Source organism: Anaeromyxobacter dehalogenans 2CP-1 (assembly GCF_000022145.1).
Lineage (GTDB): Bacteria > Myxococcota > Myxococcia > Myxococcales > Anaeromyxobacteraceae > Anaeromyxobacter > Anaeromyxobacter dehalogenans.
This window is the reverse complement of the sequence record NC_011891.1, coordinates 2,428,644-2,451,654: the sequence shown is the minus strand read 5'-3', so window position 1 is coordinate 2,451,654 and position 23,011 is coordinate 2,428,644. Positions and strand designations below refer to the sequence as shown.

Below are 23,011 nucleotides of genomic sequence, written 5' to 3'. Positions count from 1 at the left end.
CCTTCACTAGAGCGCCTCGGAGGCGCTGTCAACGTCCCATCGGCCGGGCCCGGCCTCGCCGTCAGCCCCCGTGGTACTCCTGGATGGTGCGCACCGAGGGCGCGCCGCCCCGCGCGGCCTCCATCGCGCCGACCGCCGCGCGCGCGCCGGTGAGCGTGGTGAAGTACGGCAGCCCCTTCATCAGCGTCTCGCGGCGGATCGAGTAGCTGTCCGCGATCTCCTGCTTGCCGGCGGTGGTGTTCACCACGAAGTGCACGTCGCCGTCGATGATGCGGTCCACGATCGACGGCCGGCCCTCGTTCACCTTGCGCACGCGGGTGGTCTCGATGCCGTGCCCGGCCAGGAACGCCGCCGTGCCGGTGGTCGCGAGCACCTCGAACCCGAGCTTCGCGAGGCGCCGCACGATGTCCACCACCGCGGGCTTGTCCGCGTCGCGCACCGACACGAACGCGCGGCGCCCCTCCCCGGCGACCGGCAGCGCGTTGCCCGCGGCCGCCTGCGCCTTGAAGAACGCGCGGTAGAAGTCGTCGGAGACGCCCATCACCTCGCCGGTGGACTTCATCTCCGGGCCGAGGACCGTGTCCACCCCGCGGAAGCGCGCGAACGGGAACACCGCCTCTTTCACCGAGGTGTGCCGCGGCCGCCGCGGGCCCGCCACGCCCGCCTCCGCCAGCGTCTTGCCCACCATGCAGAGCGCGCCCGCCTTCGCGAGCGGCAGGCCGGTGGCCTTGCCCACGAACGGCACGGTGCGGCTCGCGCGCGGGTTCACCTCGAGGACGTAGATGTCGTCGCCCTGGATGGCGAACTGCACGTTCATGAGGCCGATGACGCCCAGCTCGCGCGCCATGGCCACCGACTGGCGCTCGATCTCGGCGACGTGCTCGGGGCGCAGGCTGTACGGCGGGAGCGCGCAGGCCGAGTCGCCGGAGTGGATGCCGGCCTCCTCGATGTGCTCCATCACCCCGCCCACGGTGACGTCGCGGCCGTCCGAGACCACGTCCACGTCCACCTCGGCCGCGTCCTTGAGGAAGCGGTCGATGAGCACCGGGCGCTCGTTGGAGGCCTGCACCGCCTCGCGCAGGTAGGTCTCGAGGTCGCGGTCGTCGTAGACGACCTCCATGGCGCGGCCGCCCAGCACGTAGGACGGGCGGACCATGGCCGGGTAGCCGATGCGGTGCGCCACCGCGAACGCCTCGTCGGCGCTGCGGGCCACCCCGTTGCGCGGCTGGCGCAGCCCGAGCTTCTCGATGAGCGCGGCGAAGCGCTCGCGGTCCTCGGCGCGGTCGATGGCGTCGGGGGCGGTGCCGAAGATGGGCACGCCGAGCGCGTGCAGCGGCACCGCCAGCTTGAGCGGCGTCTGGCCGCCGTACTGGACGATGAGCCCCTTCGGCTTCTCCACGTGCACGATCTCGAGCACGTCCTCGAGCGTGAGCGGCTCGAAGTAGAGGCGATCGGAGGTGTCGTAGTCGGTGGAGACCGTCTCCGGGTTGCAGTTGACCATGATGGTCTCGAACCCGGCCTTCGACAGCGCGAACGACGCGTGCACGCAGCAGTAGTCGAACTCGATGCCCTGCCCGATGCGGTTCGGCCCGCCGCCCAGGATCATCACCTTGGGACGGTCGGTCGGCGCCGCCTCGCACTCCTCCTCGTACGTGGAGTAGAGGTAGGGCGTGTAGGCCTCGAACTCGGCCGCGCAGGTGTCCACCCGCTTGAACACCGGGCGGACGCCGAGCGCGTGGCGCGCGTCGCGGACCTCCGCCTCCTTGCGGCCGGCGAGCTGCGCGATGCGCCGGTCCGAGAACCCCATCCGCTTCACCGCGCGGAACGCGTCGGCGCTGGCGGGGACGCCCCGGGCCAGCGTCCGCTCGGTGGCGACGATCTCCTCCACCTCGCGCAGGAACCACGGATCGACGTGCGTGATCGCGTGCACCTCGTCCACGCCCAGCCCGGCGCGGAAGCACTCCGCCAGCCAGAACAGCCGGTGCGCGCGCGGCACGCGCGCCTCGGCGCGGACGCGCTCCAGCTCGTCGGGCGCGTAGGCGTCGCCCGGCACCTTGCCGAGCGGCGACTCCAGGCCGCAGCGGTCGATCTCCAGGCCGCGGATGGCCTTCTGCAGCGACTCCTGGAACGTCCGGCCGATGGCCATGACCTCGCCCACCGACTTCATCTGCGTGGTCAGGGTGTCGTCGGCGCCGCGGAACTTCTCGAACGCGAAGCGCGGCACCTTCGTGACCACGTAGTCGATGGTCGGCTCGAAGGAGGCCGGCGTGTAGCGGGTGATGTCGTTCTTGATCTCGTCGAGCGTGTAGCCCACCGCGAGCTTCGCCGCGATCTTGGCGATGGGGAAGCCGGTGGCCTTGGACGCGAGCGCGGACGACCGCGACACGCGCGGGTTCATCTCGATGACCACCATGCGGCCGGTCTTCGGGTGGACGCCGAACTGGATGTTCGACCCGCCGGTCTCGACCCCGATCTCGCGGATGATGCGCAGGCCCGCCTCGCGCATCCGCTGGTACTCCTTGTCGGTGAGCGTCTGGGCCGGCGCGACCGTGATCGAGTCGCCGGTGTGCACGCCCATCGGGTCGAAGTTCTCGATCGAGCAGATGATGACGACGTTGTCCTTCCGGTCGCGCATCACCTCGAGCTCGTACTCCTTCCACCCGATGATCGACTCCTCGCACAGGATCGTGTGCGTCGGGGAGAGCGTGAGCGCGCGCCGCGCCAGCGGCTCGAACTCCTCGAGGTTGTAGGCGACGCCGCCGCCCTCCCCGCCCATGGTGAAGCTCGGGCGGATGATGATGGGGAAGCCGATGTCGCGGGCGATGGCCCGCGCCTCCTCCCAGCTCGTGGCGTAGCCGCTCTTGGGCAGCTCCACCCCGACGCGCTCCATCGCCTCCTTGAACAGGAGCCGGTCCTCGGCCTTCTCGATGGCCTCGAGCGAGGCGCCGATGAGCTCGACCCCGTGCCGCGCCAGCGCGCCGTTGCGGGCCAGCGCCACCGCCAGGTTGAGCGCCGTCTGGCCGCCCAGCGTGGGGAGCAGCACGTCCGGCTTCTCGCGCGCCAGGATCAGCTCGGCGGTCTCCGGCGTGATGGGCTCGACGTAGGTGCGGTCGGCGAACCCCGGGTCGGTCATGATGGTGGCCGGGTTGGAGTTGAGGAGCACGACCTCGTACCCCTCCTCCTTCAAGGCCTTGCACGCCTGGGTGCCCGAGTAGTCGAACTCGCAGGCCTGGCCGATGACGATCGGCCCGGAGCCCACGATCATGATCTTCTTGATGTCCGTACGGCGCGCCATGGGACGCGGAACCTAGCACACACCGCGCCGCCGATGGGACCCCGCCGCGCGCCCGCGCCGCACCCGCCCGGCCGCCCGCCAGGAAGGCCAGCTAGGCCCCGTGGGCCGCCTTCTCGCGGGCGGCGCGGGCCGCCTCCAGCAGCTTGCGGAGGCGCGGGAAGCGCTCCGCCATCGCGGCCACCATGGGCGCCGGGAACGCGACCGCCGTCACCGCGGTGCGCGCCACCAGGGCGGCGGGCCGGGCGCCCCCGAGCACCCGCCCCTCGCCGAAGCAGGCGCCCCGCTCCAGCTGGCCAAGGGCCTCGCCGCCGGCGAGCACCTCCGCCCGGCCGTCCATCATCAGATAGAAGCCGTCGTCGCCCTCGGCGGAGACCGTCTCGCCTGCCGCGGCGTCCACCGCGCGGGCGAGCTGGACGAGATCCCGGAGCGCGTCCGGGTCGAGCGACCGGAACAGCAGGCTCGACTCCACGAAGGCGGTGGTCGCGAGGTCTCCCCACACCTCCCGAGGCGCGTCCATGGCCGGCAGGCTAGCACACGCCCCCTCGTTCGGCGGGTCCGGATTCCTGCCATCCCCCCCCGAAAGCGCGACGCCCCGCACGGCCCGGAGGCCGGCGGGGCGCCCGTTGTGTGTCCGGAGCTACTTCAGGCTCTTCGCCATCTCCGCGATGCGGTCGCAGCCCTTGTCGATCTGCTCCATGGAGGTCGCGAACGACAGGCGCATGTAGCCGGGCGCGCCGAAGGCGGAGCCCGGGACCGCGGCCACCAGGTGCTTCTCGAGGAGCAGGTCGATGAGCTTGTCGTCGGTGCCGAGCGGCGCGCTCGCGCCGGGGGCGGTCCGCTTCAGCAGCTCGCCGACGTAGGGGAACGCGTAGAACGAGCCGCCCGGGTCGAAGCAGCGGACGCCGTCGATGGCGTTCAGGCGGCCGACGATGTGCTTGCGCCGCTCGTCGAACGTCCTGCGCATCTTCTCGACCTCGTCGCCCACCCCGGGGGCCGTCAGCGCGCCGAGCGCCGCCTTCTGCGAGATCGAGGCGGGGTTGGAGGTCGAGTTGTCCTGGAGCTTCTGCATGGCCGAGATGAGCGCCTGCGGGCCGGCGGTCCAGCCGATGCGCCACCCGGTCATGGAGAACGTCTTGGAGGCGCCGTTCACCAGCGCCACCTGGCCCTGCAGCGACGGGTCGAGGTCGAGGACGTTCTCGAACTTCCCGCGGTAGACGAGCTTGTCGTAGATGTCGTCGGAGACGATGAGCGTCTCGGTGCCCTTCACGCAGGAGATCACCGTCTCGAGCGTGCGGCGGGAGAGCATCGCGCCGGTCGGGTTGGACGGGCTGTTCACGATCACGGCCCGGGTCTTCGGCCCGATCGCCTTGCGGATCTGCTCCGGGGAGGGATCGAAGCCGGTGTCCATGCTGGTCTCGACCAGCACCGGGACGCCGCCCGCCACCCGCACCATGTCCGCGTAGGAGACCCAGTACGGCGTGAAGATGACGACCTCGTCCCCGTCGTTCAGCAGCGCCTGGAACAGGTTGTAGAGCGCGTGCTTGCCGCCGCAGGAGACCAGCACCTCGCTCGCCTTGTACGAGACCCGGTGCTCCTGCTGGATGCGGGCCGCGATCGCCTCGCGCAGCTCGACGATGCCGTTCGTGGGCGTGTACTTCGTGAAGCCGGCGTCGATCGCCTTCTTCGCCGCGTCCTTGATCATCGACGGCGTGTCGAAGTCCGGCTCGCCGGCGCCGAACCCCACCACGTCGATGCCCTTCGACTTCATCTCCCGCGCCTTCGCGGTGATGGCCAGGGTGGGCGACGGCTTGACCACGTCCAGCCGCTTCGCGAGCTTCATGGTTCCGTTCCCTCGGAGAGAAGGTGACCGCCGCCGTGCCTCCGCGGCGTGAAAAAAAGGGAACCGAGAATACCAGAACGGGTGCTCGCCGCCAGGGGCGTGCTGCGCGGCCGGCGGGCTTCCCCCGTGGGCGGCGGGCGCCGCGGATCAGCTTCGCGGCGGGCGGCCCAGCTTGCGCTGGAGCGCCTCGAGCACGTTCGCCGGCACCAGGCCCTCGACGTTGCCGCCGAACTGCGCCACCTCGCGAACCAGCCGCGCCGAGACGAAGAAGTAGTCCTCGCCGGTCATCACGAAGACCGACTCGAACTCCGGCAGCAGCTTCTTGTTCATGTTCGCGAGCTGGAACTCGTACTCGAAGTCCGAGACCGCCCGCAGCCCGCGCAGCACCTTGGGGATACCGCGCGTGCGGGCGTAGTCCACCATCAGGCCGTCGAAGGAGTCCACCTCGACGCGCGGATCGTTGCCCACGGCCTCGCGGATGAGCGCCTTGCGCTCGTCGACCGTGAACATCGGCGACTTCTGCGGGTTGTTCGCGACCGCCACGACGAGCCGGTCGAACAGGTTCAGCCCGCGCTGGATGATCGCGAGGTGCCCGTTGGTGAGCGGATCGAACGAGCCAGGGTAGATGGCGGCGCGGTTCATGTGGGGTGCGCAGTATCGCTCAGTCGCGCTGGTAGATCGAGATTCCCGTGCCGCCGTACGTGCGCCGATCCGCCAGCGAGAGTGGACCGATCCGGTCCACGGGCGGCCGGCGGGCGTCGTGCTCGGCGACCGCCCGTCCCCCCGGCGCGAGCAGCGGGCCCAGCGCCGCCAGCGCCGCGTCCGGCCCCTCCGCGTAGGGCGGATCGACGAACGCCAGCGCGAAGCGGCCCGGCGCGAGCCGCGCCAGCGCCTCCGGCACCCGGCCCCGGACGACTTCGACGCGATCGGTCCAGCCGCAGGTCTCCGCGTTCCGGCGCAGCAGCTCCGCGGTGGGGCGATCCGCCTCGACGCACACGGCCCGCGCGCAGCCGCGCGAGAGCGCCTCGAGCGCCAGCGCGCCGGTGCCGGCGTAGAGGTCGAGCACGTCGCCGCCCTCGAAGAACTGGCCGAGCAGGTTGAACACCGCGCCGCGGACCTTGTCGCTGGTGGGCCGCGTCCCCTGCCCCTTCGGCACGGCCAGCCGCCGGCCGCGCGCGGTCCCGGCGATGATGCGCGTCACGCGCCGCCCTCGGTGAGCCGCGCCTCCAGCGCCCGCGCCAGCCCGCGCGCGCTGCCCGCCGCGCCGAGCCGCTCCAGGAAGTCCATCACCTCGACGTAGACCCGGGCCTCGCGCCGGTCCGCCTCGTCGGCGCCGCCGCCGAGCGGCGCCCGCGCGCGCGCAGCGGCCGCGCCCCCGTCCTCGCACGCCTTCACCGGCGAGCCCGCGAGCAGCCCGAGCAGCGGGCGGGACACCGGCCCACGGCGCACGACGGGCACGCCGGCGAGCGCCGCCGAGAGCCGCGCCAGCGCGCCCACCTGGGCGCGCGCGTCCTCCGGGCCCGAGGGCGCCGGGCAGCGCACGCTCGCCACGTCGGGCGGGGCGCCGCACGCCGCGAGCGCCTCGAACAGCACCGCGGCGTGCCGCGCCGCCGGGGCGCCCGGGTCGATCGGCACCACGCAGTCGACGCACACCCCGCGCTCCAGCGCCCCCGCCGCCACCTCGGCGAGCACGCGCGCGCGCTCCTCCGCGGCCACCTCCGCCGCGTCGATCGCGAGGTGCGTGAGCCCCGCGTCCACCAGGCGCCACGCCTCCTCGCAGGCGCGGTCCACCTGCATCGCCGCCTCGCCCTCCACCCGCACCTCGGCGGAGAGGAAGATGGGCAGCCCCGCCGCGACCTCGTCGGCCGCGGCGGTCACCGTGGCGAACCAGGGCTCCGGCGCCGTGCCGGCCGGCAGCGCCAGGCCGAGCGCGCTGCCCAGCTCCTTCGCGGCCACCAGCGCGGCCCGGGCCACCGCGGCGGAGGGCGCGGCCACGAGCGGGAGCGCCGTCCCGAGCTCCACCGCCGGGCCCATCAGCTCGCGCAGCGAGAGGGGGCAGGCGCCGCTGCGCGGCGGCAGGCGTCCGAGCACGCCGGGCGGACGGAACGCGAGGATCCGCGAGAGCACGCCCGGTTCATAGCACGCGAGCGCCCGGCCGGCGGGCCGCGGACGGCGCGTCCGCTTGACGGGATGTTCGTCCGTTAACTAGGATGCGCTTTCCGCTATGACGGACATCCATCCAGCAGAGCTCCGGCGCCCCCTGGCGCACCTCGACTGGCTCGAGGCCGAGGCGATCCACGTGCTGCGCGAGGTGGCCGGGCAGTGCGCGAACCCCGCGCTGCTGTTCTCCGGCGGCAAGGACTCGGTCTGCCTGCTGCGCCTCGCCGAGAAGGCGTTCCGGCCCGCGCGCTTCCCCTTCCCGCTGCTCCACATCGACACCGGCCACAACTACGCCGAGGTGATCGCGTTCCGCGACCGCCGCGCCGCGGAGCTCGGCGAGCGGCTGGTGGTGCGCTCGGTGGAGGACTCGATCCGCGAGGGCAAGGTTTTGCTGGCCCGGCCGGACGAGCCGCGCAACCGGCACCAGTCGGTCACGCTGCTCGACGCGATCGCCGAGCACGGGTTCGACGCCTGCATCGGCGGGGCGCGCCGCGACGAGGAGAAGGCCCGCGCGAAGGAGCGGGTCTTCTCGTTCCGCGACGACCTCGGCCAGTGGGATCCCAAGCACCAGCGGCCCGAGCTGTGGAGCCTCTACAACGCGCGGATCCGCAGGGGCGAGCACATCCGCGCGTTCCCCATCTCCAACTGGACCGAGCTCGACGTCTGGCAGTACATCGCGCGCGAGCGGCTGGAGCTGCCGTCGATCTACTTCGCGCACCGCCGCCCGGTGGTGCGGCGGGGCGGCGCGCTCGTCCCGGTGACCGAAGTCACGCCGCCGCGCCCCGGCGAGCGGGCCGAGGTCGTCTCGGTCCGGTTCCGCACCGTCGGCGACATCACCTGCACCGCGCCGGTCGAGTCCACCGCCGCGACGGTGGAGGAGATCGTCGCCGAGACCGCCACCACCACCGTCACCGAGCGCGGCGCGACGCGCCTCGACGACCAGACCTCGGACGCCTCGATGGAGCAGCGCAAGAAGGAGGGGTACTTCTAATGTCGCGCGAGGACGGGCTGCTGCGCTTCCTCACCTGCGGGAGCGTGGACGACGGCAAGAGCACGCTCATCGGCCGCCTGCTGCACGACACCCGCTCGATCCTGGCCGACGCGCTGAGCGCCATCGAGCGCACCTCGCGCCGCCGCGGCCTGGACGCGGTGGACCTGTCGCTGCTCACCGACGGCCTGCAGGCCGAGCGCGAGCAGGGCATCACCATCGACGTCGCGTACCGCTACTTCTCGACCGGCGCGCGCAAGTACATCATCGCCGACGCTCCCGGCCACGAGCAGTACACGCGCAACATGGTGACCGCCGCGTCCACCGCCCACCTCGCGCTGGTGCTGGTGGACGCGCGCAAGGGCGTGGTCACCCAGACGCGCCGCCACGCGGTCATCGCCCACCTGGTCGGCATCCGGCACCTCGTGTTCGTGGTGAACAAGCTCGACCTGGTGGGCTGGTCCGAGGAGGTGTTCGCGCGCATCGAGGCGGACGCCCGCGCCTTCGCCGCCCGCCTCGGCATCCTCGACGTGCGCTTCGTGCCGATCTCCGCGCTGCACGGCGACATGGTGGTCGACCGTGGCGCGAACCTCGGCTGGTACCGCGGCCCCACGCTGCTCGAGCTGCTGGAGCGGGCGCCCGCGGCGCACGCCGCGCCCGGCGAGCGCCTCCGCTTCCCGGTGCAGTGGGTCTGCAGGCCGCACACGCGCGAGCACCACGACTTCCGCGGCTTCGCCGGCCGGGTGGAGTCCGGCGCGGTCGCCGTCGGCGACGCGGTGCAGGTGCTCCCCTCCGGCCGCACCACCCGCGTGAAGGAGATCCGGGTCGGGGACGAGCGGCGCGCCTCGGCGTGGGCCGAGCAGTCGGTGATGCTCACGCTGGAGGACGAGGTGGACGTCTCGCGCGGCGACCTGCTGGTCCACGCCGGCGAGGGGCCGGAGCCGACCCGCACCGTGGACGCGCTGGTGTGCTGGCTCTCCGAACGGCCGCTCTCGCCGGCGCGGCGCTACCTGGTCCGGCACACCACCCGCGAGACGCGGGCGCAGGTGAGCGAGATCGCCTGGCGCCTCGACCTCGCCGCGCTGGAGCGGGTGCCGGCCGAGGGACTCGCCATGAACGACATCGGCCGGGTGACGCTGCGGCTCGCCCAGCCCGTCGCGCCCGACCGCTACGCCGACGCCCGCGCCACCGGCGCGTTCGTGGTGATCGACGAGGCGACCAACGACACGGTGGGCGCGGGGATGATCCAGTGAGCGAGCCGATCGCGCAGGAGCTGGCGGCGCTGGCGGCGCGCCACGAGGGCGGCCAGCCGGAGGAGATCCTGGCCGCCGCGGCGGAGCGGTTCCCCGGGCGCATCGCGCTCGCGTGCAGCTTCGGCGCCGAGGACTGCCTGCTGGTGGACGCGGTCGGGCGCGCGCGGCTGCCCGTCGAGATCTTCACCATCGACACCGGGTTCCTGTTCGCGGAGACGTACGCGCTGTGGGGCCGCCTCGAGGCGCGCCACGGGCTGCGGATCCGCGCGGTGAAGGGCGACGCGCCGGCGGTGGTGCCGGCCGGCGAGCCGCCGCCCTGGGAGCGCGACCCGGACGCCTGCTGTGACGTGCGCAAGGTCCGGCCGCTGCGGGCGGCGCTCGCCGCGCTCGGCCCCTCCGGCGGCTGGGTCACCGGCATCCGCCGCGACCAGACCCCGGACCGCGGCGGCGCGCGCGCCTTCGAGTGGGATCCGCGCTTCGGCCTCGCGAAGGTGAACCCGCTCGTCGCCTGGACCTCCGACGACGTCTGGCGCCGCCTCCGCCGGCTCGGCGTGCCCACCAACCCGCTGCACGAGCAGGGCTACCCGTCCATCGGCTGCGCCCCCTGCACCAGCCCGGTGCGGCCCGGCGAGGATCCGCGCGCCGGGCGCTGGCGCGGGCGCGAGAAGACCGAGTGCGGGCTGCACCGGCTCGGGCCGGGCGGGGAGCGGCGATGACCGCGGTCGGCGCGGCGACGCTCCCGGGCCGGGCGCGCCGGGTGCTGCCCGGCTTCGGGCTCTCCACCGGGCTCACCGTCGCCTGGCTCTCCGCGGTGGTGCTCGTCCCGCTCTCCACGCTGGCGCTGCGCGCGTCCACGCTCTCCTGGGCGCAGGCCTGGGCCGTCGTGGCCTCGCCGCGCGCGGTCGCCTCCTACCGCCTGAGCTTCGGCGCCTCGCTCGCCGGCGCCGCGGTGAACGTGGTGTTCGGCGTGCTGGTGGCGTGGGTGCTGGCGCGGTACCGCTTCCCCGGCCGCTCGCTGGTGGACGCGGTGGTGGACCTTCCGTTCGCGCTGCCCACCGCGGTGAGCGGCATCGCCCTCACGGCGGTGTACGCGCGGAACGGGTGGCTGGGCGCGCTGCTCGAGCCGCTGGGCGTGAAGGCGACGTTCTCTCCCCTCGGCGTCACGCTGGCGCTCACCTTCATCGGCCTGCCGTTCGTGATCCGCACCGTCCAGCCGGTGCTGGAGGACCTCGACCCCGAGCTCGAGGAGGCGGCCGCGACGCTCGGCGCGGGGCGCTGGGCCACCTTCCGCCGGGTCATCCTCCCCGCGCTCGTGCCCGCCGCCGTCACCGGCTTCGCGCTCGCGTTCGCGCGCGGCCTCGGCGAGTACGGCTCGGTCGTCTTCATCTCGGGGAACATGCCGCTGCGGACCGAGATCGCGCCGCTGCTCATCATGACCCGCCTCGAGCAGTACGACTACGCGGGCGCCTCGGCGATCGCGTGCGTGCTGCTGGGCACCTCGTTCGCGCTGCTCCTCGGGATCAACCGGCTGCAGGCCTGGACCCGCGTGCGCACGGGGACGGCATGAGCGCGCGCGTCGCCAACCAGGATCCGGCCGCGGTGCGGTGGGCGCTCACCGGCCTCGCGCTCGCGTTCCTGGCGGCGTTCGTGCTGGTCCCGGCCGCGGCCGTGCTGTGGGAGGCGGTGCGCGGCGGCGCCCAGGTCTGGTGGGCGGCCGTGACCGACCCCGACGCGCGCGCCGCCATCCGGCTGACGCTGCTCGTGGCCGCCTGGTCGGTGCCGCTCAACACCGCGTTCGGGATCGCCGCCGCGTGGTCGCTGACCCGCTTCCGGTTCCGGGGCAAGAGCCTGCTCGTCTCGCTGGTGGACCTGCCGTTCGGCGTCTCGCCGGTCATCTCCGGGATGGTGACGGTGCTGCTGTTCGGGGCGCAGGGCTGGCTCGGCCCGTGGCTCGACGCGCACGGGCTGAAGGTGGTGTTCGCGGTCCCGGGCATCGTCCTCGCGACGGTGTTCGTGACGTTCCCGTTCGTCGCACGCGAGCTCATCCCGTTCATGGAGGCGCAGGGCGTCGAGGAGGAGGAGGCCGCGCTCGTGCTGGGCGCGAGCGGCTGGCAGATCCTCTCCCGCGTCACGCTGCCCAACGTGAAGTGGAGCCTGCTGTACGGCGTCGTCCTGTGCAACGCCCGCGCGATGGGCGAGTTCGGGGCCGTCTCGGTGGTCTCCGGCCACGTGCGCGGGGTGACGAACACCATCCCGCTCCACGTCGAGATCCTCTACGACGAGTACGCGTTCCGCGCGTCCTTCGCGGTCGCCTCCCTCCTGTTCCTCCTCGCGCTGGTCACGCTCGTCGCCAAGAAGGCGCTCGAGTGGAGGCAGCGGTCGGCGCGGGCGGCGGCCCGCCGGAGCCACGCATGAGCATCGAGATCCGCAACCTGTCCAAGTCGTTCGACGCCCACCCGGTCCTGCGCGACGTCACGCTCGACATCCCCGAGGGCGAGCTGGTGGCGCTGCTCGGGCCCTCCGGCTGCGGCAAGACCACGCTGCTGCGCATCCTCGCCGGCCTGGAGGTGCCCGACGCCGGGGAGGTCCGGCACGCCGGCGAGGACGTCGGGGCGCGCCCGGCGCGCGAGCGCAACGTGGGGCTCGTGTTCCAGCACTACGCGCTGTTCCGGCACATGACCGTGGCGGAGAACGTCGGGTTCGCGCTGGCGGTGCGCCGGCGGCGCCGCGCCGAGATCGCGGCGCGGGTGGACGAGCTGCTCTCGCTGGTGCAGCTCGACGGGCTGCGCGCGCGATACCCGCACCAGCTCTCCGGCGGCCAGCGGCAGCGCGTGGCGCTGGCCCGCGCGCTCGCCACCTCCCCGCGGATCCTGCTGCTCGACGAACCGTTCGGCGCGCTCGACGCGCGCGTCCGCCAGGAGCTGCGGCGCTGGCTGCGGCGGCTCCACGACGAGCTGCACGTCACCAGCGTGTTCGTCACGCACGACCAGGAGGAGGCGTTCGAGGTCTCGGACCGGGTGGTGCTCATGAACGCCGGCCGCGTCGAGCAGGTGGGCACCCCGGCGCAGGTGTTCGAGGAGCCGGCCAGCCCGTTCGTGATGCGCTTCCTCGGCGCGGTGAACGTGTTCCAGGGCCGCGTGGAGGGGAACCGCACCCGGGTCAACGAGCTGGAGTTCGCTGCCCCCACCGCCGGCACCGACCGCGCCCGGGCGAACGTGTACGTCCGGCCGCACGAGCTGGAGGTGCACCGGGCGCCGGTGCCGGGCAGCTTCGCCGCGCGCGTGGTCCGGCTCGTGCCGCTCGGCGCCGCGACCCGGGTCGAGCTGAGCGCTCCGGGCTACGGCAGCGCGGTCGAGGTCGAGCTGGACGTCCGCAAGGGCGAGGCGCTCGGCCTCCAGCCCGGGGACCCGGTCCACCTCTCGCCGCGGCGCGTGCGCGTGTTCCCGGCCGCCGACGGCGAGCTGGACAGCCTCACCGCCAGCGGCCTGTAGGGGCGCCGCTGCCCGGAAGCCACGCGCGAACGGCGACGGCGCGGCTCCGGGAATGGCGACGGGCCGCTCAGGTCCCGGGGACGTAGATCTGGTCGAAGGTCCCGCCGTCGGCGAAGTGCGCCGCCTGGGCCTTCTGCCAGCCGCCGAACACCTCGTCGACGGTCACGAGCTTCACCTGCGGGAAGCGGCCGGCGTGCCTCGCCGCGACCTTCGGATCGCGCGGCCGGTAGAAGTTCCGCGCCGCGATCTCCTGGCCCTCCGGGCCGTACAGGAACCGGAGGTACGCCTCGGCGACCGCGCGCGTGCCGTGGCGGTCCACGTTGCGATCCACCACCGCCACCGGCGGCTCGGCCAGGATGCTGGTGCGCGGGACCACGATCTCGAGCTGCCCCTTCCCGAGCCGCTCCACCGCCAGGAACGCCTCGTTCTCCCAGGCGAGCAGGACGTCCCCGATGCCGCGCTCGACGAAGGTGGTGGTCGAGCCGCGCGCGCCGGAGTCGAGCACCGGCACGTTGTGGAAGAGCGCCTTCACGAACGCCTTGGCGCTCGCCTCGCTCCCGCCCGGCTTGCGGAGCGCGTGGGCCCAGGCCGCGAGGTAGTTCCAGCGCGCGCCACCCGAGGTCTTCGGGTTGGGCGTGATCACCTGGACCCCCGGCTTCACCAGGTCGTCCCAGTCGGCGAGGTGCTTCGGGTTGCCCTTGCGCACCAGGAACACGATGGTGGACGTGTACGGCGAGGCGTTCTGCGGCAGCCGGTGCTGCCAGGCGGGCGCGACCAGGCCGACCTTCGCGACCGCGTCCACGTCGTAGGCGAGCGCCAGCGTCACCACGTCCGCCTCGAGCCCGTCGATGACGGCGCGCGCCTGCTTGCCGGAGCCGCCGTGGGACTGCTTCACGACCAGCTCCTGACCGGACTGCGCCTTCCACTGCGCCGCGAACGCCCGGTTCACCGCCTCGTACAGCTCGCGGGTCGGGTCGTAGGAGACGTTGAGGAGCTTCACCTCCGCGGCGCGCGCCGGTGCCGCGACCGCGACCAGCGCGGCGAATGCGGCGGCGAATGCGAGCGCGGCGGCACGCCGGCCCAGCTGCTTCACACGATGAGACATGGCCCTTCCTCCCTGGCGACGCGGCGGCGCCGCATCCGTTCTAACGGATGAGCATCGTAGGGAGCGCCGTCTGTCCGGTCAAGCGAACAACCGTCCGTTATGACGGCGCCGGCGGGCGCGGGCGCGCGGTGCAGGGATCGGAGCGCGACTCGGCGGCCGGGGCGGGATCAGTGCCGGTGCACGTCGTCGACGTGCGCGTACTCGGCCGACTCGATCTGCAGCGTGGTGTGGTCGATCCCGTACCGGTGGCGCAGGTCGCGCTTCACCGCCGTGAGGATCTCGTCGTTGCGGCCCACGCTCCCCGGCTCCACCACGAGGTGCGCGGAGAGAGAGAGCATGCCGCTCGAGATGGTCCAGATGTGCAGGTCGTGCACCGCGACCACGCCCGGGCAGCACTCCATCTGCGAGCCGATCGCCCCCGCGTCGAGGTGCGCGGGCACGCTCTCCATCAGGATGTCGGTGATCTCGAGGATGAGCCGCACCGCGCCCCAGAGGATGAGGAGCGCGATGGCGAGCGAGAGCACCGGGTCGATCCAGCGGAGGTCCGGCCGGATGCCCATCACCACCGCGCCGGCGAGGATGGCCACCGAGGAGATGGTGTCGGAGAGGACGTGCAGGAACGCCGAGCGCGCGTTGAGCGAGTGCTCACCGTGCAGGAACCAGAGGATGGCCAGGTTCGCCGCGAGGCCGATGCCGGCCACGAACGCCATGAGCTCGAGCCGGATGGGCGGGCCCGGATCGCGCAGGCGCTGGACCGCCTCCCAGGCGATCCAGCCCGAGAGCACCACCAGCGCGCCCACGTTGAGCTGCGCCCCGAGCACCTCGGCGCGGCGGTAGCCGAAGGTGCGCTTGTCGTCCGCAGGCCGGGTGGAGAGCCAGGCCGCGACGAGCGCGAGCCCCAGCGCGCCCGCGTCGGTGAGCATGTGGCCCGCGTCGGAGACGAGCGCCAGCGAGCCCGACAGCCAGCCGCCCACCGCCTCGGCGACCATGATCGCGGCCGTGAGCGCGAGCGAGATCCCCAGGCGGCGCAGGCTCGCGCCCGCCCCGTGCGCGCCGTGCTGGTGCGCCCGCTCGTGCTCGGCGTGGTGGAGGCCGCACGCGCCGCGGCGCTCGCCGGACCAGTCCCGCGCCCCTCCTGTCCCGGCCGTGGCCGGGGGCTCGTGCGCTCCGTGGACGTGCGGGTGGCCGTGCGACATTCCGCTTGAACCTCCGGGCCGTGCAGTCTACGCCATGCTCCATGGACGCGCACGCGCGGGCGGCACGGCAAGGCCCCGCCGCATCGCACGCGGGCGCGGCCGCCGCCGGGACCACGCACGGGGAGCCGATGGAACGCACCGAGCCGCAGCAGGCCATCGCCCGGGACGGGACCCGGCTCCACTGGACCCACCGCGGGTCCGGCGAGCCCGCGGTGGTGCTGACCGACGGCATCGGCTGCGCCGGCTACGTCTGGCGGGCGCTCGAGCCCGCGCTCGCCGGGCGGCACCGGACCGTCCACTGGAACTACCGCGGCCACGGTCGGAGCGGTCCGCCGGCCGATCCGGCCCGGGTCGGCCTCGAGGACTGCGTGGACGACCTCCTGGCGGTGCTCGACGCCGCCGGCGAGCGCGCCGCGGTCATCGCCGGCCACTCGATGGGCGTGCAGGTGGCGCTCGAGCTGTACCGCCGCGCGCCCGAGCGCGTGCAGGCGCTCGTGCTGGTGTGCGGCGCGCCCGGCCGGCCCATCGACACGTTCCACGACTCGCCCGTGCTCCGGCTGGCGTTCCCGTTCGCGCGGGCGCTGGTGGAACGGTTCCCCGAGGCGGTGCGGACCGGGTTCCGGGTGCTGCTCCCGAGCGAGCTCGCCATGCAGTACGCGCTGCAGTTCGAGGTGGACCGCACCCGCGTCGAGCGCGCCGACCTCACCCGCTACTTCGACGACCTCTCGCGCGTCGAGCCCACGCTGTTCGTGCGCATGCTCGCGTCCGCCGCCGAGCACGACTGCCTCCCCCACCTCCACGAGGTGGAGGTGCCGACGCTCGTGGTGGCCGGCGAGCGCGACTCCTTCACGCCGCTCCGGCTCTCCGAGCGCATGCACTCGGAGATCCCCGGGAGCGAGCTGCTGGTCGTGCCCGGCGGCACGCACGTCGCGCCGCTCGAGGCGCCCGACCTGGTGGCCGAGCGCGTGCTCGCGTTCCTCGAGGCTCGCGTCGCGGCGGCCCGCTCCCGCAAGCGCGAGTCGCCAGCCTCGAAGCGCTCCCGTCCCGCCGCGACCCGGCGCCGGCGTCCCGCGACCACCCGGCGCCCCGAGTGATCGCCCCCTCGCCCCGCGACGCCCGCCCCGCGGGCCACGCCCCTGCGCGCCGCGCGCCCCGCGCCGCGCTCGCCCTCGCCCTCGCCTGCGCCTGCGCCGTCCCGCTCGCCGCCGCGGCCGTGGCCGTGGCCGCGCTCGCGCTCGTCCCCGCCGCGGCGCGCGCCCAGCTCTACGATCCCGGCTTCACCTGGCGGACGCTCGAGACCCGGCACTTCCGCGTCCACCACCACCAGGGCGAGGAGGCGCTCGCGCAGGAGGTGGCCCGCGCCGCCGAGCGCGCGCACGCGATCCTGTCGCCCGTGCTCGGGTTCGCGCCGCGCGAGCGCACCGAGATCGTCCTCTCCGACGACACCGACGACGCGAACGGCCTCGCCACGCCGCTGCCGTACGACACCATCCGGCTCTACGCCGTCCCGCCGCCCGGGCTCTCCGAGCTGAACGACTACCGGGACTGGGTCTCCAGCCTGGTGTTCCACGAGTACGTCCACATCCTGCACCTCGACCATGTGGGCGGGCTCCCCGCGCTCGCCAACGCCGTGTTCGGGAAGCTCTTCGTGCCGAACGGCCTCACGCCGAGCTGGATGGCCGAGGGGCTCGCGGTGCTGCACGAGGCCGACGGCGAGGCCGTGCCCGGCGCCGGCCGCAACGCGAGCGCCATCCACGACATGTACGCGCGGGCGCTCGCGCTCGACGGCCCGTTCCCGCGGCTCGACCAGATCTCGAACCCGCTGCTGGAGTGGCCGCTCGGCACCGCGCCCTACCTGCTCGGCGGGCGCTTCATGGCGTTCCTGCGGGCGCGGTACGGCGACGCCGCGATCGCCGCGTTCGTCGCCGACCAGGGCTCGCAGGTGTGGTCCTACGCGCCGAGCTGGGCCGGCGCGCGCGCGTTCGGCGGGCGGGACTTCCCGTCGCTGTGGGCCGAGTACGCCGAGGAGGAGCGGCGCCACGCCGAGGCGGTGCGCGCCCGGGTTCACGAGCGGCCCGTCACCGTGCCCACCCGCCTCACCCGCGCCGGCGGGCGCGTGGAGACCCCGCGCTGGTCGCCCGACGGGAGCTTCATCGCGTACCAGAAGCGCGACCTCGACCGCCGGCCCGGCACGTACCGCGTCACCCCCGGCGGCGCCGACCTCGGCCTCGCGCTCACCGTGGACGTGAACGGCGCGCTCTCGATGGCGTCGCCGCGGGAGGCCGTGGTCGCCATCGGCGAGGTGTGGCGGCTGCACCGGACTTACGACGACCTGTGGGCGGTGGACCTCGCGCGCGGCGCGCGGCGCCGGCTCACCGATGGCGAGCGAGCCGGCGATCCCGCCGTCGTGCCCGGCGGCCGCGCGGTGGTGTACGTGCGCCACGAGCCCGGCGGGCGGATGGCGCTGGTGCGCCGGACGCTGCCCCCAGCGCCCATGGTCCCCGACGACGCGACGCTTCGTGAACGTCGCGCGGAGCTGGCCGTCCCGCCGCCCGCGCAGGTCGAGGTGCTGTTCGCCCGCCCCGGCGCGCAGGTCTTCGCGCCCGCACCGTCGCCCGACGGCCGGCGCATCGCGTTCGAGCTGCAGGAGGGCGGGCGCCGCGACCTCGCGCTGTGGGAGGACGACGAGGTCCGGCGGATCACCGACGACGACGCCCTCGACACCGGGCCCGCCTGGACGCCCGACGGCCGGTACCTCCTGTTCGCGTCCGACCGCGGCGGCGTCTACGACCTGTACGCGTGGGAGGCCGCCACCGGCGCGATCCGCAAGGTGACGAACGTGGAGACCGGCGCGTTCCAGCCCGCCGTGTCGCCCGACGGGCGGACGATCGGGTTCGTCACGTTCGGCCGCGAAGGCTACGACGTCGCCACGATCCCGTTCGACCCCTCCGCCTGGCTCGAGCCCACGCCCGCGGCCCCCGCGCCGGCCGTCGCGCGCACGGCGCCCGCCATGGCCCCCACCGCGACCGCCGCGCCCACCGCGACTGCGGCGCCCACCGCGACCGCGATTCCCTCTGCAAGTGCGGTCGCCGCCACCGCCGCGCCCCCCAGCGCGCCCGCAGACCCCACCAGCCCCGCGACCGCGACCGCCCCCTCGACGTCCTCCCCGCCCCCGCCCCTGCCCTCGCGCCCGTACCGCGCGCTCGACACCGTCGGCCCGCGGTGGTGGCTGCCGCTGTGGGGCAGCGACGGCGCCGGGAGCATCTACGGCGCCATGACCGGCGGCGTGGACGTGCTGGCCCGGCACGCGTGGGCGCTGCAGGCGTGGTGGAGCGAGGGCGGGCGCGAGCCCGGGTACGCGTTCTCGTACCAGGGCGGCTGGTCGTGGCCCACGCTCGATCTCGCGTCGGTGCGCTACTTCGACTCCGCGCCCGGCGGCCGCGGCGTCGAGTCGGTGTGGACGCCCGTCGCCGCCGGCCTGACCTTCACGTTCCCCGGGCTCGCCGAGACGCTCAGCTTCCGGATCGGCTGGGCCGGCACCTCGTACGACGTGCTCGGCGAGACGCGCCGCGCGCCCACCTCGGACTGGCTCGAGTGGCGCGACGGGTTCCTCTCCGAGGCGTCGTTCCGCGCCGTGTACAGCGACGCGCGCCGGTACGTGCGCTCGATCTCGCCCGAGGAGGGCCGGACCGTGGCGCTGACGCTGCGCGCCGCCGATCCCACCATCGGCAGCGACTTCGGCCTCACGCGGGCGCGGCTCAGCGTCGCCCAGTACCTGCGCGTCCCCGGGACCCGCCACACCGTGCTCGCGCTGCGGCTCGCCGGCGGCGTGGCGGAAGGGTCCATCGGCGGCCGGGCGCCGTACGAGCTCGGCGGGGCCGCCACGGTGGACCCCGTCGCCGTGGTGATGCAGACCGCCGGCGTCGCGCCCGACCAGCTCCGCGGCTACCCGTACGGCTGGCTCGCCGGGACCGCGTTCGCGCTCGGCAACCTCGAGCTGCGCTTCCCGCTGCTCGCGCCCGTCCGCGGGTACTCCACCTGGCCCGTGTTCCTGCGGCGGGTGCACGGCAGCGTGTTCGTGGACGCCGGCGACGCGTTCGATCTCCCCGGCGAGCTGCCCTTCGCCGGGCACCCGTTCTCGTGGAACGAGGTGCGCTTCGCCGCCGGCGCCGAGCTCCGCGCCGAGCTGGTGCTCGGGTACTGGCTGCGCACCGACCTGCGCCTCGGCCTCGCCCACGGGTTCGGCCGGCTGCTGGCGGGAGAGTGGCGCGAGCCCGGCGTGGACCCCGTCACCGCGTACGTGACGGTGGGGCAGTCGTTCTAGCCGGGCCCGGGTTCCGGTCCCGGTTCCGATCCCGGGAACTTCCACACGAGCGCGTGCGGCGCCCGCCCGCGCACGCGCAAGAAGCCCCCGTGGATCGCGACGAGGTGGTGGGGCGCGCAGAGCGAGGCGAGGTTCCACGGTTCGTCCGGCCCGCCCCGCGCACGCTGCCACACGTGGTGCGCGTGGTCCGCCGCGCGGGTGCACCCCGGAACCAGGCAGAGCCCGCCGTCGCGTTCCAGGACCCGCCGCGCCAGCGTGCGCCGGCCGCGCAGCACCCCAGGTGTCGATGAAGTGCCGGGCGATGATCCCCAGGCACTCGCCGTCCCGGACCGGCCTCCCCGCAGCCAGGCGGGCCGCGCCCAAGGCCGCGTCGAGCAGCTCGACCACCCCAGCGGGCAGCCGGGCCTTCCACGCCCGACGCGAACACATCTGCGCGTCCTCGGCTGACTCCGCATTGCGCCGGAGGGCCGCGCAGGGCGTGGTCTCCGCGCGCGCGATCCACGCATCGACCGTGTCCTCGTCCGCCGCGTTCGCGATGACGACCGCCTTGCCGTAGCTCACCCGTCCCTCCGCCAGCGCCGCGCGGAGCGGCGGCAGCGCGTGGAGGCGGCGCTCGAGCGCGATGCGCTGCTCGATCGCGCGGAGCGACATTCCCAGGCGCTCCGCGCAGTAGTGGCCGAAGGAGGCGAAGCCCGCCTCGCGCCAGAGCCCCAGGCACCGCATCAGCAGGCCCAGGTGGCCCACCAGCGCGTCCCAGCGCGTGCGCATGGCCGCGAGCTCGCGCAGGCGCGCGTCCAGGGCGTGCAGATCGCCCGGCGCGAGCCCGCCGGTGACATCCGGCGCCGCGAGCGGCTCGAGCTTCTCGAGGTAGCTCCAGCGCTCCGTCTCCTCCTCGAGCGCGAGCCGGGCCGTGTCCCACCACTCGCTGCCCCGGCCCCGCGGCGCGCCCTCGAGCGCCGCCGCCGCGGCTTCCGGGTCGAGGTCCTCGAGGCGAAGCCGCTCCGGCTCCGGGTGCGAGGAGAGGTACTCCTGGCAGAGCGCCTCGATGCGCTGCCACCGCGACGCCGTCGCGCCCAGCATGGTCCCCGCCAGCGCGAGCGCCTCGCGCAGCGCGGACCGGTCCCCGTCGGAGAGCTCGAGTTCGAGCGGAGCCAGCGGCCCGCTGGTCTCCCCGTCGTCCGGCGTCGCGCGATCACCGCCCGTCCCGTCCCGCACCGCCAGCGCGAGGGCTCGGACCGTCTCGACCCGCGCCCGCGCCACCCAGCGCTCCTCGTCCGGCCCCCGGGCGACGCCCAGGACCACCTGCGCCTTGCGCAGCGTCACCTCGCCCGCGCGCACCGCCGCGTGGAGCAGCGGGCGCTCGCCGAGGCCCGCCGAGAGCCGCGCCAGCCGGCGCGAGGTGGACTCCGGCAGGCCCAGCCGCTCGCGCGCGTAGTCGCCCAGGCTCGAGTAGCCCAGGCGCAGCGGGCCGCCGCCCGCCTCGAGCGCACGCAGCCCGTCGCCCAGGGCAACGTCGAGCGCGCCCGCGCCCCGGGCCACGCGCGCCAGCAGCCCGTCGATCAGCTCCGCCGCCTCCGGTCGGAGGATGAACCGCCGCTCGCTCGGCCGCGGGACCTCCAGCTCCCACGCCCGCACCGCGAGCGCCTCCAGCCCGTCCGGGCCGTCAAGCTGCTGGTTTTGCTGGCGAACGTTCGCGTCCACGGCCCGAGGCGTAGCACGCGCCTCTGACACTCCGAGCGAAGGACGCGAGGTCGCGGATGGGTCAGGCCGGGTGCGGTGCCCGGATGGCCCGGACGATGCGGAACGGCGCCGAGACGAGCGTGCGGGCGAGCTGCCAGGTGTCGCGGACCAGGTCGGAGAGGATGTCGGAGAGCGCCTCCTGGTGGATCTCCTCCAGGCGCTCCTCCTCGGCCGCGGCCGCCTGCTCGATCGCGTTCTCGGCCACCATCTGCCCCACCCGCTCGCGCTCGGCCTCGCGGGCCTCCCGCGACTGGGCCGCCGCGTCGCCCACGAAGCGCTTGCCCGGCGCGGAACGCCGCACCTCCGCGCGCTGCTGCGCCAGCACCTGCTTCGCCGCCCCCGGCCGATTCTTCACGGTCATGGACGGAAGCTAGGCGCACCCCCGCCCCCGCGCGACGGCCCCCGGTCCAGGCCTGCGAGCCCTTGCGGCCCGGCGTGGGCGATGCTAGAAAACGCGCGCTTGAGCAGGGCCGCCGACATAGCTCAGCTGGTAGAGCAGCTGATTCGTAATCAGCAGGTCCCCAGTTCAAGTCTGGGTGTCGGCTCTTCGAAATAACGGGCGCTTGGCCTCACGGCCGGGCGCCCGTTGTTCTTTGTAGGACCTGCGCTAGGGGATGGCCCGGCTGCCGTCCAATGCGCCGCGACCGCTTTCGTGCTCCTGCATGGCCTTGAGGGCTCGTCGCGCGCGCCGTACGCCGGCTGCCTCGCCGCGCTCGCGCTGCGCGAGGGCGGCCGTCAGCGGCCGAGGCCGGCCGCACGTGGCGGGACCAGGGTGGGGCCAGCGCAGTAGGCGCTCGCGCCGCTCACGATGGCGAGTACGTGCCCGTCCATCCCGAAGTCGATCCGCACGTCCTGCCCAGGAGCACAGGCGTAGTCGACGCAACGCCACTCGCAGTGGAACGCGACGGGCGTTCTTGGTGCGGTGGTCTCGTCGTACGTACTCCAGCCGAAGGCGTCCGGCGGGCATGTGACGTGGGTGTCGAGGAAGAGCGGGTCGTCGAACGTGCGCGTCCGGAGGACCTCGACCGGCGTCTCGCACGAGAGGTCCACCGCGGCCTCGTCCGGCGCCGGCTCGCCGAAGACGTAGTACGGCTGCTGGTCCCCGCCCGCGCACGCCACCACCAGCACCGCCGCCAGGCCCACTCTCCGAGAAGTCATACCGACAGAGTACCAGACCCGCAGTCTCGTCAGGGGGTGCACGGGCGCCACGATGTGCGCGTTCGCGGCGCGGCTGGCGCTCGCCGCGCCGCCGTCCACCGTGTCGCCATGGCCCGTACGCTGCCGGTGCCTACCGCGGCCTTCACGCCTCGCCCTCCCCAGCCCCCTTCGTCCGCGCGATGGCGACGTCCACCTCCGCGAGGATCCGCCGTGCGTGCGAGAGGAACACCTCACCGGCGGGCAGGAGCATCATCCCGCGCGGCGTCCGCTCGAACAGGCGCGTTCCGAGCTCGTCCTCGAGCGCGAGGATGTGCCGCGACAGGGGCGGCTGCGTGAGGTGCAGCTTCCGGGCGGCGCGGCCGACGTGGCCCTCCTCGGCGACGGCCACGAAGGACTGGATACGTGAGGCTCACGGGCGCAACCTATCCGAAGCCCGGCGTGCGTGTCAGGTCCCGGAGGAC

20 protein-coding genes and 1 tRNA gene are annotated in these 23,011 nt (G+C 74.3%); 10 read left to right on the top strand and 11 right to left on the bottom strand.

The window, feature by feature from the left end; translation table 11 throughout:
* Window positions 1-61: 61 nt before the first annotated feature.
* From carB to A2CP1_RS11075, 6 genes are all read right to left on the bottom strand, one after another.
* Window positions 62-3,295 carry a carbamoyl-phosphate synthase large subunit gene (gene carB, locus A2CP1_RS11100; protein ID WP_012633390.1) on the bottom strand — a complete coding sequence of 1,078 codons (3,234 nt, stop codon included), beginning with the start codon at window positions 3,293-3,295 and terminating at the stop codon, window positions 62-64.
* 91 nt (window positions 3,296-3,386) lie between these two features.
* Window positions 3,387-3,812: a cyclic nucleotide-binding domain-containing protein gene (locus A2CP1_RS11095; RefSeq protein WP_012526145.1), complete on the bottom strand. Its 426-nt coding sequence runs from the start codon at window positions 3,810-3,812 to the stop codon at window positions 3,387-3,389.
* A 120-nt stretch (window positions 3,813-3,932) separates the two neighbouring features.
* Entirely contained in the window at window positions 3,933-5,135 is a 1,203-nt protein-coding gene (locus A2CP1_RS11090) for a pyridoxal phosphate-dependent aminotransferase (RefSeq protein WP_012633389.1), read from the bottom strand.
* Between the two features lie 147 nt (window positions 5,136-5,282).
* The gene (coaD, locus tag A2CP1_RS11085; protein WP_012526143.1) at window positions 5,283-5,777 is read right to left on the bottom strand and encodes a pantetheine-phosphate adenylyltransferase; all 495 of its coding nucleotides are present in this window, start codon (window positions 5,775-5,777) and stop codon (window positions 5,283-5,285) included.
* Window positions 5,778-5,796: 19 nt separating this feature from the next.
* On the bottom strand, window positions 5,797-6,336 hold the full coding sequence (rsmD, locus tag A2CP1_RS11080; protein ID WP_012633388.1) for a 16S rRNA (guanine(966)-N(2))-methyltransferase RsmD: 540 nt from the start codon (window positions 6,334-6,336) through the stop codon (window positions 5,797-5,799).
* Entirely contained in the window at window positions 6,333-7,262 is a 930-nt protein-coding gene (locus tag A2CP1_RS11075; protein WP_012633387.1) for a hypothetical protein, read from the bottom strand. The genes rsmD and A2CP1_RS11075 overlap by 4 nt, the downstream gene beginning before the upstream one ends.
* A gap of 97 nt (window positions 7,263-7,359) precedes the next feature.
* Between A2CP1_RS11075 and cysD the strand changes: the two genes are divergently transcribed.
* Genes cysD through A2CP1_RS11045 form a run of 6 tightly spaced genes read left to right on the top strand, consistent with a single transcriptional unit; the run spans window position 7,360 to window position 13,027 of the window.
* A complete protein-coding gene (gene cysD, locus A2CP1_RS11070; RefSeq protein WP_012633386.1) occupies window positions 7,360-8,286 on the top strand; it encodes a sulfate adenylyltransferase subunit CysD in 927 nt (308 codons plus the stop codon).
* Window positions 8,286-9,536 carry a sulfate adenylyltransferase subunit 1 gene (locus A2CP1_RS11065; protein ID WP_012633385.1) on the top strand — a complete coding sequence of 417 codons (1,251 nt, stop codon included), beginning with the start codon at window positions 8,286-8,288 and terminating at the stop codon, window positions 9,534-9,536. Before cysD ends, A2CP1_RS11065 begins: the two co-directional genes overlap by 1 nt.
* Complete coding sequence (locus tag A2CP1_RS11060) at window positions 9,533-10,252, top strand: phosphoadenylyl-sulfate reductase (protein ID WP_012633384.1); 720 nt, start codon at window positions 9,533-9,535, stop codon at window positions 10,250-10,252. The genes A2CP1_RS11065 and A2CP1_RS11060 overlap by 4 nt, the downstream gene beginning before the upstream one ends.
* A complete protein-coding gene (gene cysT, locus A2CP1_RS11055; protein WP_012633383.1) occupies window positions 10,249-11,103 on the top strand; it encodes a sulfate ABC transporter permease subunit CysT in 855 nt (284 codons plus the stop codon). The genes A2CP1_RS11060 and cysT overlap by 4 nt, the downstream gene beginning before the upstream one ends.
* A complete protein-coding gene (gene cysW, locus A2CP1_RS11050) occupies window positions 11,100-11,951 on the top strand; it encodes a sulfate ABC transporter permease subunit CysW (RefSeq protein ID WP_012633382.1) in 852 nt (283 codons plus the stop codon). The genes cysT and cysW overlap by 4 nt, the downstream gene beginning before the upstream one ends.
* On the top strand, window positions 11,948-13,027 hold the full coding sequence (locus A2CP1_RS11045; protein WP_012633381.1) for a sulfate/molybdate ABC transporter ATP-binding protein: 1,080 nt from the start codon (window positions 11,948-11,950) through the stop codon (window positions 13,025-13,027). The genes cysW and A2CP1_RS11045 overlap by 4 nt, the downstream gene beginning before the upstream one ends.
* Window positions 13,028-13,094: 67 nt before the next feature.
* On the opposite strand, the gene A2CP1_RS11040 is transcribed toward A2CP1_RS11045, so the two are convergent.
* Both A2CP1_RS11040 and A2CP1_RS11035 read right to left on the bottom strand, forming a co-directional pair.
* A complete protein-coding gene (locus tag A2CP1_RS11040; protein ID WP_012633380.1) occupies window positions 13,095-14,132 on the bottom strand; it encodes a sulfate ABC transporter substrate-binding protein in 1,038 nt (345 codons plus the stop codon).
* Window positions 14,133-14,299: 167 nt separating this feature from the next.
* Window positions 14,300-15,328: a cation diffusion facilitator family transporter gene (locus A2CP1_RS11035; protein WP_012633379.1), complete on the bottom strand. Its 1,029-nt coding sequence runs from the start codon at window positions 15,326-15,328 to the stop codon at window positions 14,300-14,302.
* A 128-nt stretch (window positions 15,329-15,456) separates the two neighbouring features.
* Here A2CP1_RS11035 and A2CP1_RS11030 point away from each other — a divergent pair, with 128 nt between their 5' ends.
* From A2CP1_RS11030 to A2CP1_RS23470, 3 genes are all read left to right on the top strand, one after another.
* A complete protein-coding gene (locus A2CP1_RS11030; protein WP_150106340.1) occupies window positions 15,457-16,422 on the top strand; it encodes an alpha/beta fold hydrolase in 966 nt (321 codons plus the stop codon).
* Complete coding sequence (locus A2CP1_RS11025; protein ID WP_012633377.1) at window positions 16,419-19,652, top strand: BamA/TamA family outer membrane protein; 3,234 nt, start codon at window positions 16,419-16,421, stop codon at window positions 19,650-19,652. Before A2CP1_RS11030 ends, A2CP1_RS11025 begins: the two co-directional genes overlap by 4 nt.
* Window positions 19,653-20,252: 600 nt before the next feature.
* Entirely contained in the window at window positions 20,253-21,380 is a 1,128-nt protein-coding gene (locus A2CP1_RS23470; RefSeq protein WP_168165120.1) for a hypothetical protein, read from the top strand.
* A gap of 34 nt (window positions 21,381-21,414) precedes the next feature.
* Here the strand turns inward: A2CP1_RS23470 and A2CP1_RS11015 are convergent, their stop codons facing one another.
* Complete coding sequence (locus A2CP1_RS11015; RefSeq protein WP_012633376.1) at window positions 21,415-21,753, bottom strand: hypothetical protein; 339 nt, start codon at window positions 21,751-21,753, stop codon at window positions 21,415-21,417.
* A gap of 111 nt (window positions 21,754-21,864) precedes the next feature.
* Between A2CP1_RS11015 and A2CP1_RS11010 the strand changes: the two genes are divergently transcribed.
* Window positions 21,865-21,937: transfer RNA gene (locus tag A2CP1_RS11010), tRNA-Thr, on the top strand.
* A 190-nt stretch (window positions 21,938-22,127) separates the two neighbouring features.
* On the opposite strand, the gene A2CP1_RS11005 is transcribed toward A2CP1_RS11010, so the two are convergent.
* Window positions 22,128-22,550, bottom strand: coding sequence for a hypothetical protein (locus A2CP1_RS11005; RefSeq protein ID WP_150106339.1), 423 nt, complete (start codon window positions 22,548-22,550; stop codon window positions 22,128-22,130).
* A gap of 142 nt (window positions 22,551-22,692) precedes the next feature.
* Window positions 22,693-22,950, bottom strand: coding sequence for a LysR family transcriptional regulator (locus tag A2CP1_RS11000; protein WP_041450503.1), 258 nt, complete (start codon window positions 22,948-22,950; stop codon window positions 22,693-22,695).
* Between the last annotated feature and the right edge of the window lie 61 nt (window positions 22,951-23,011).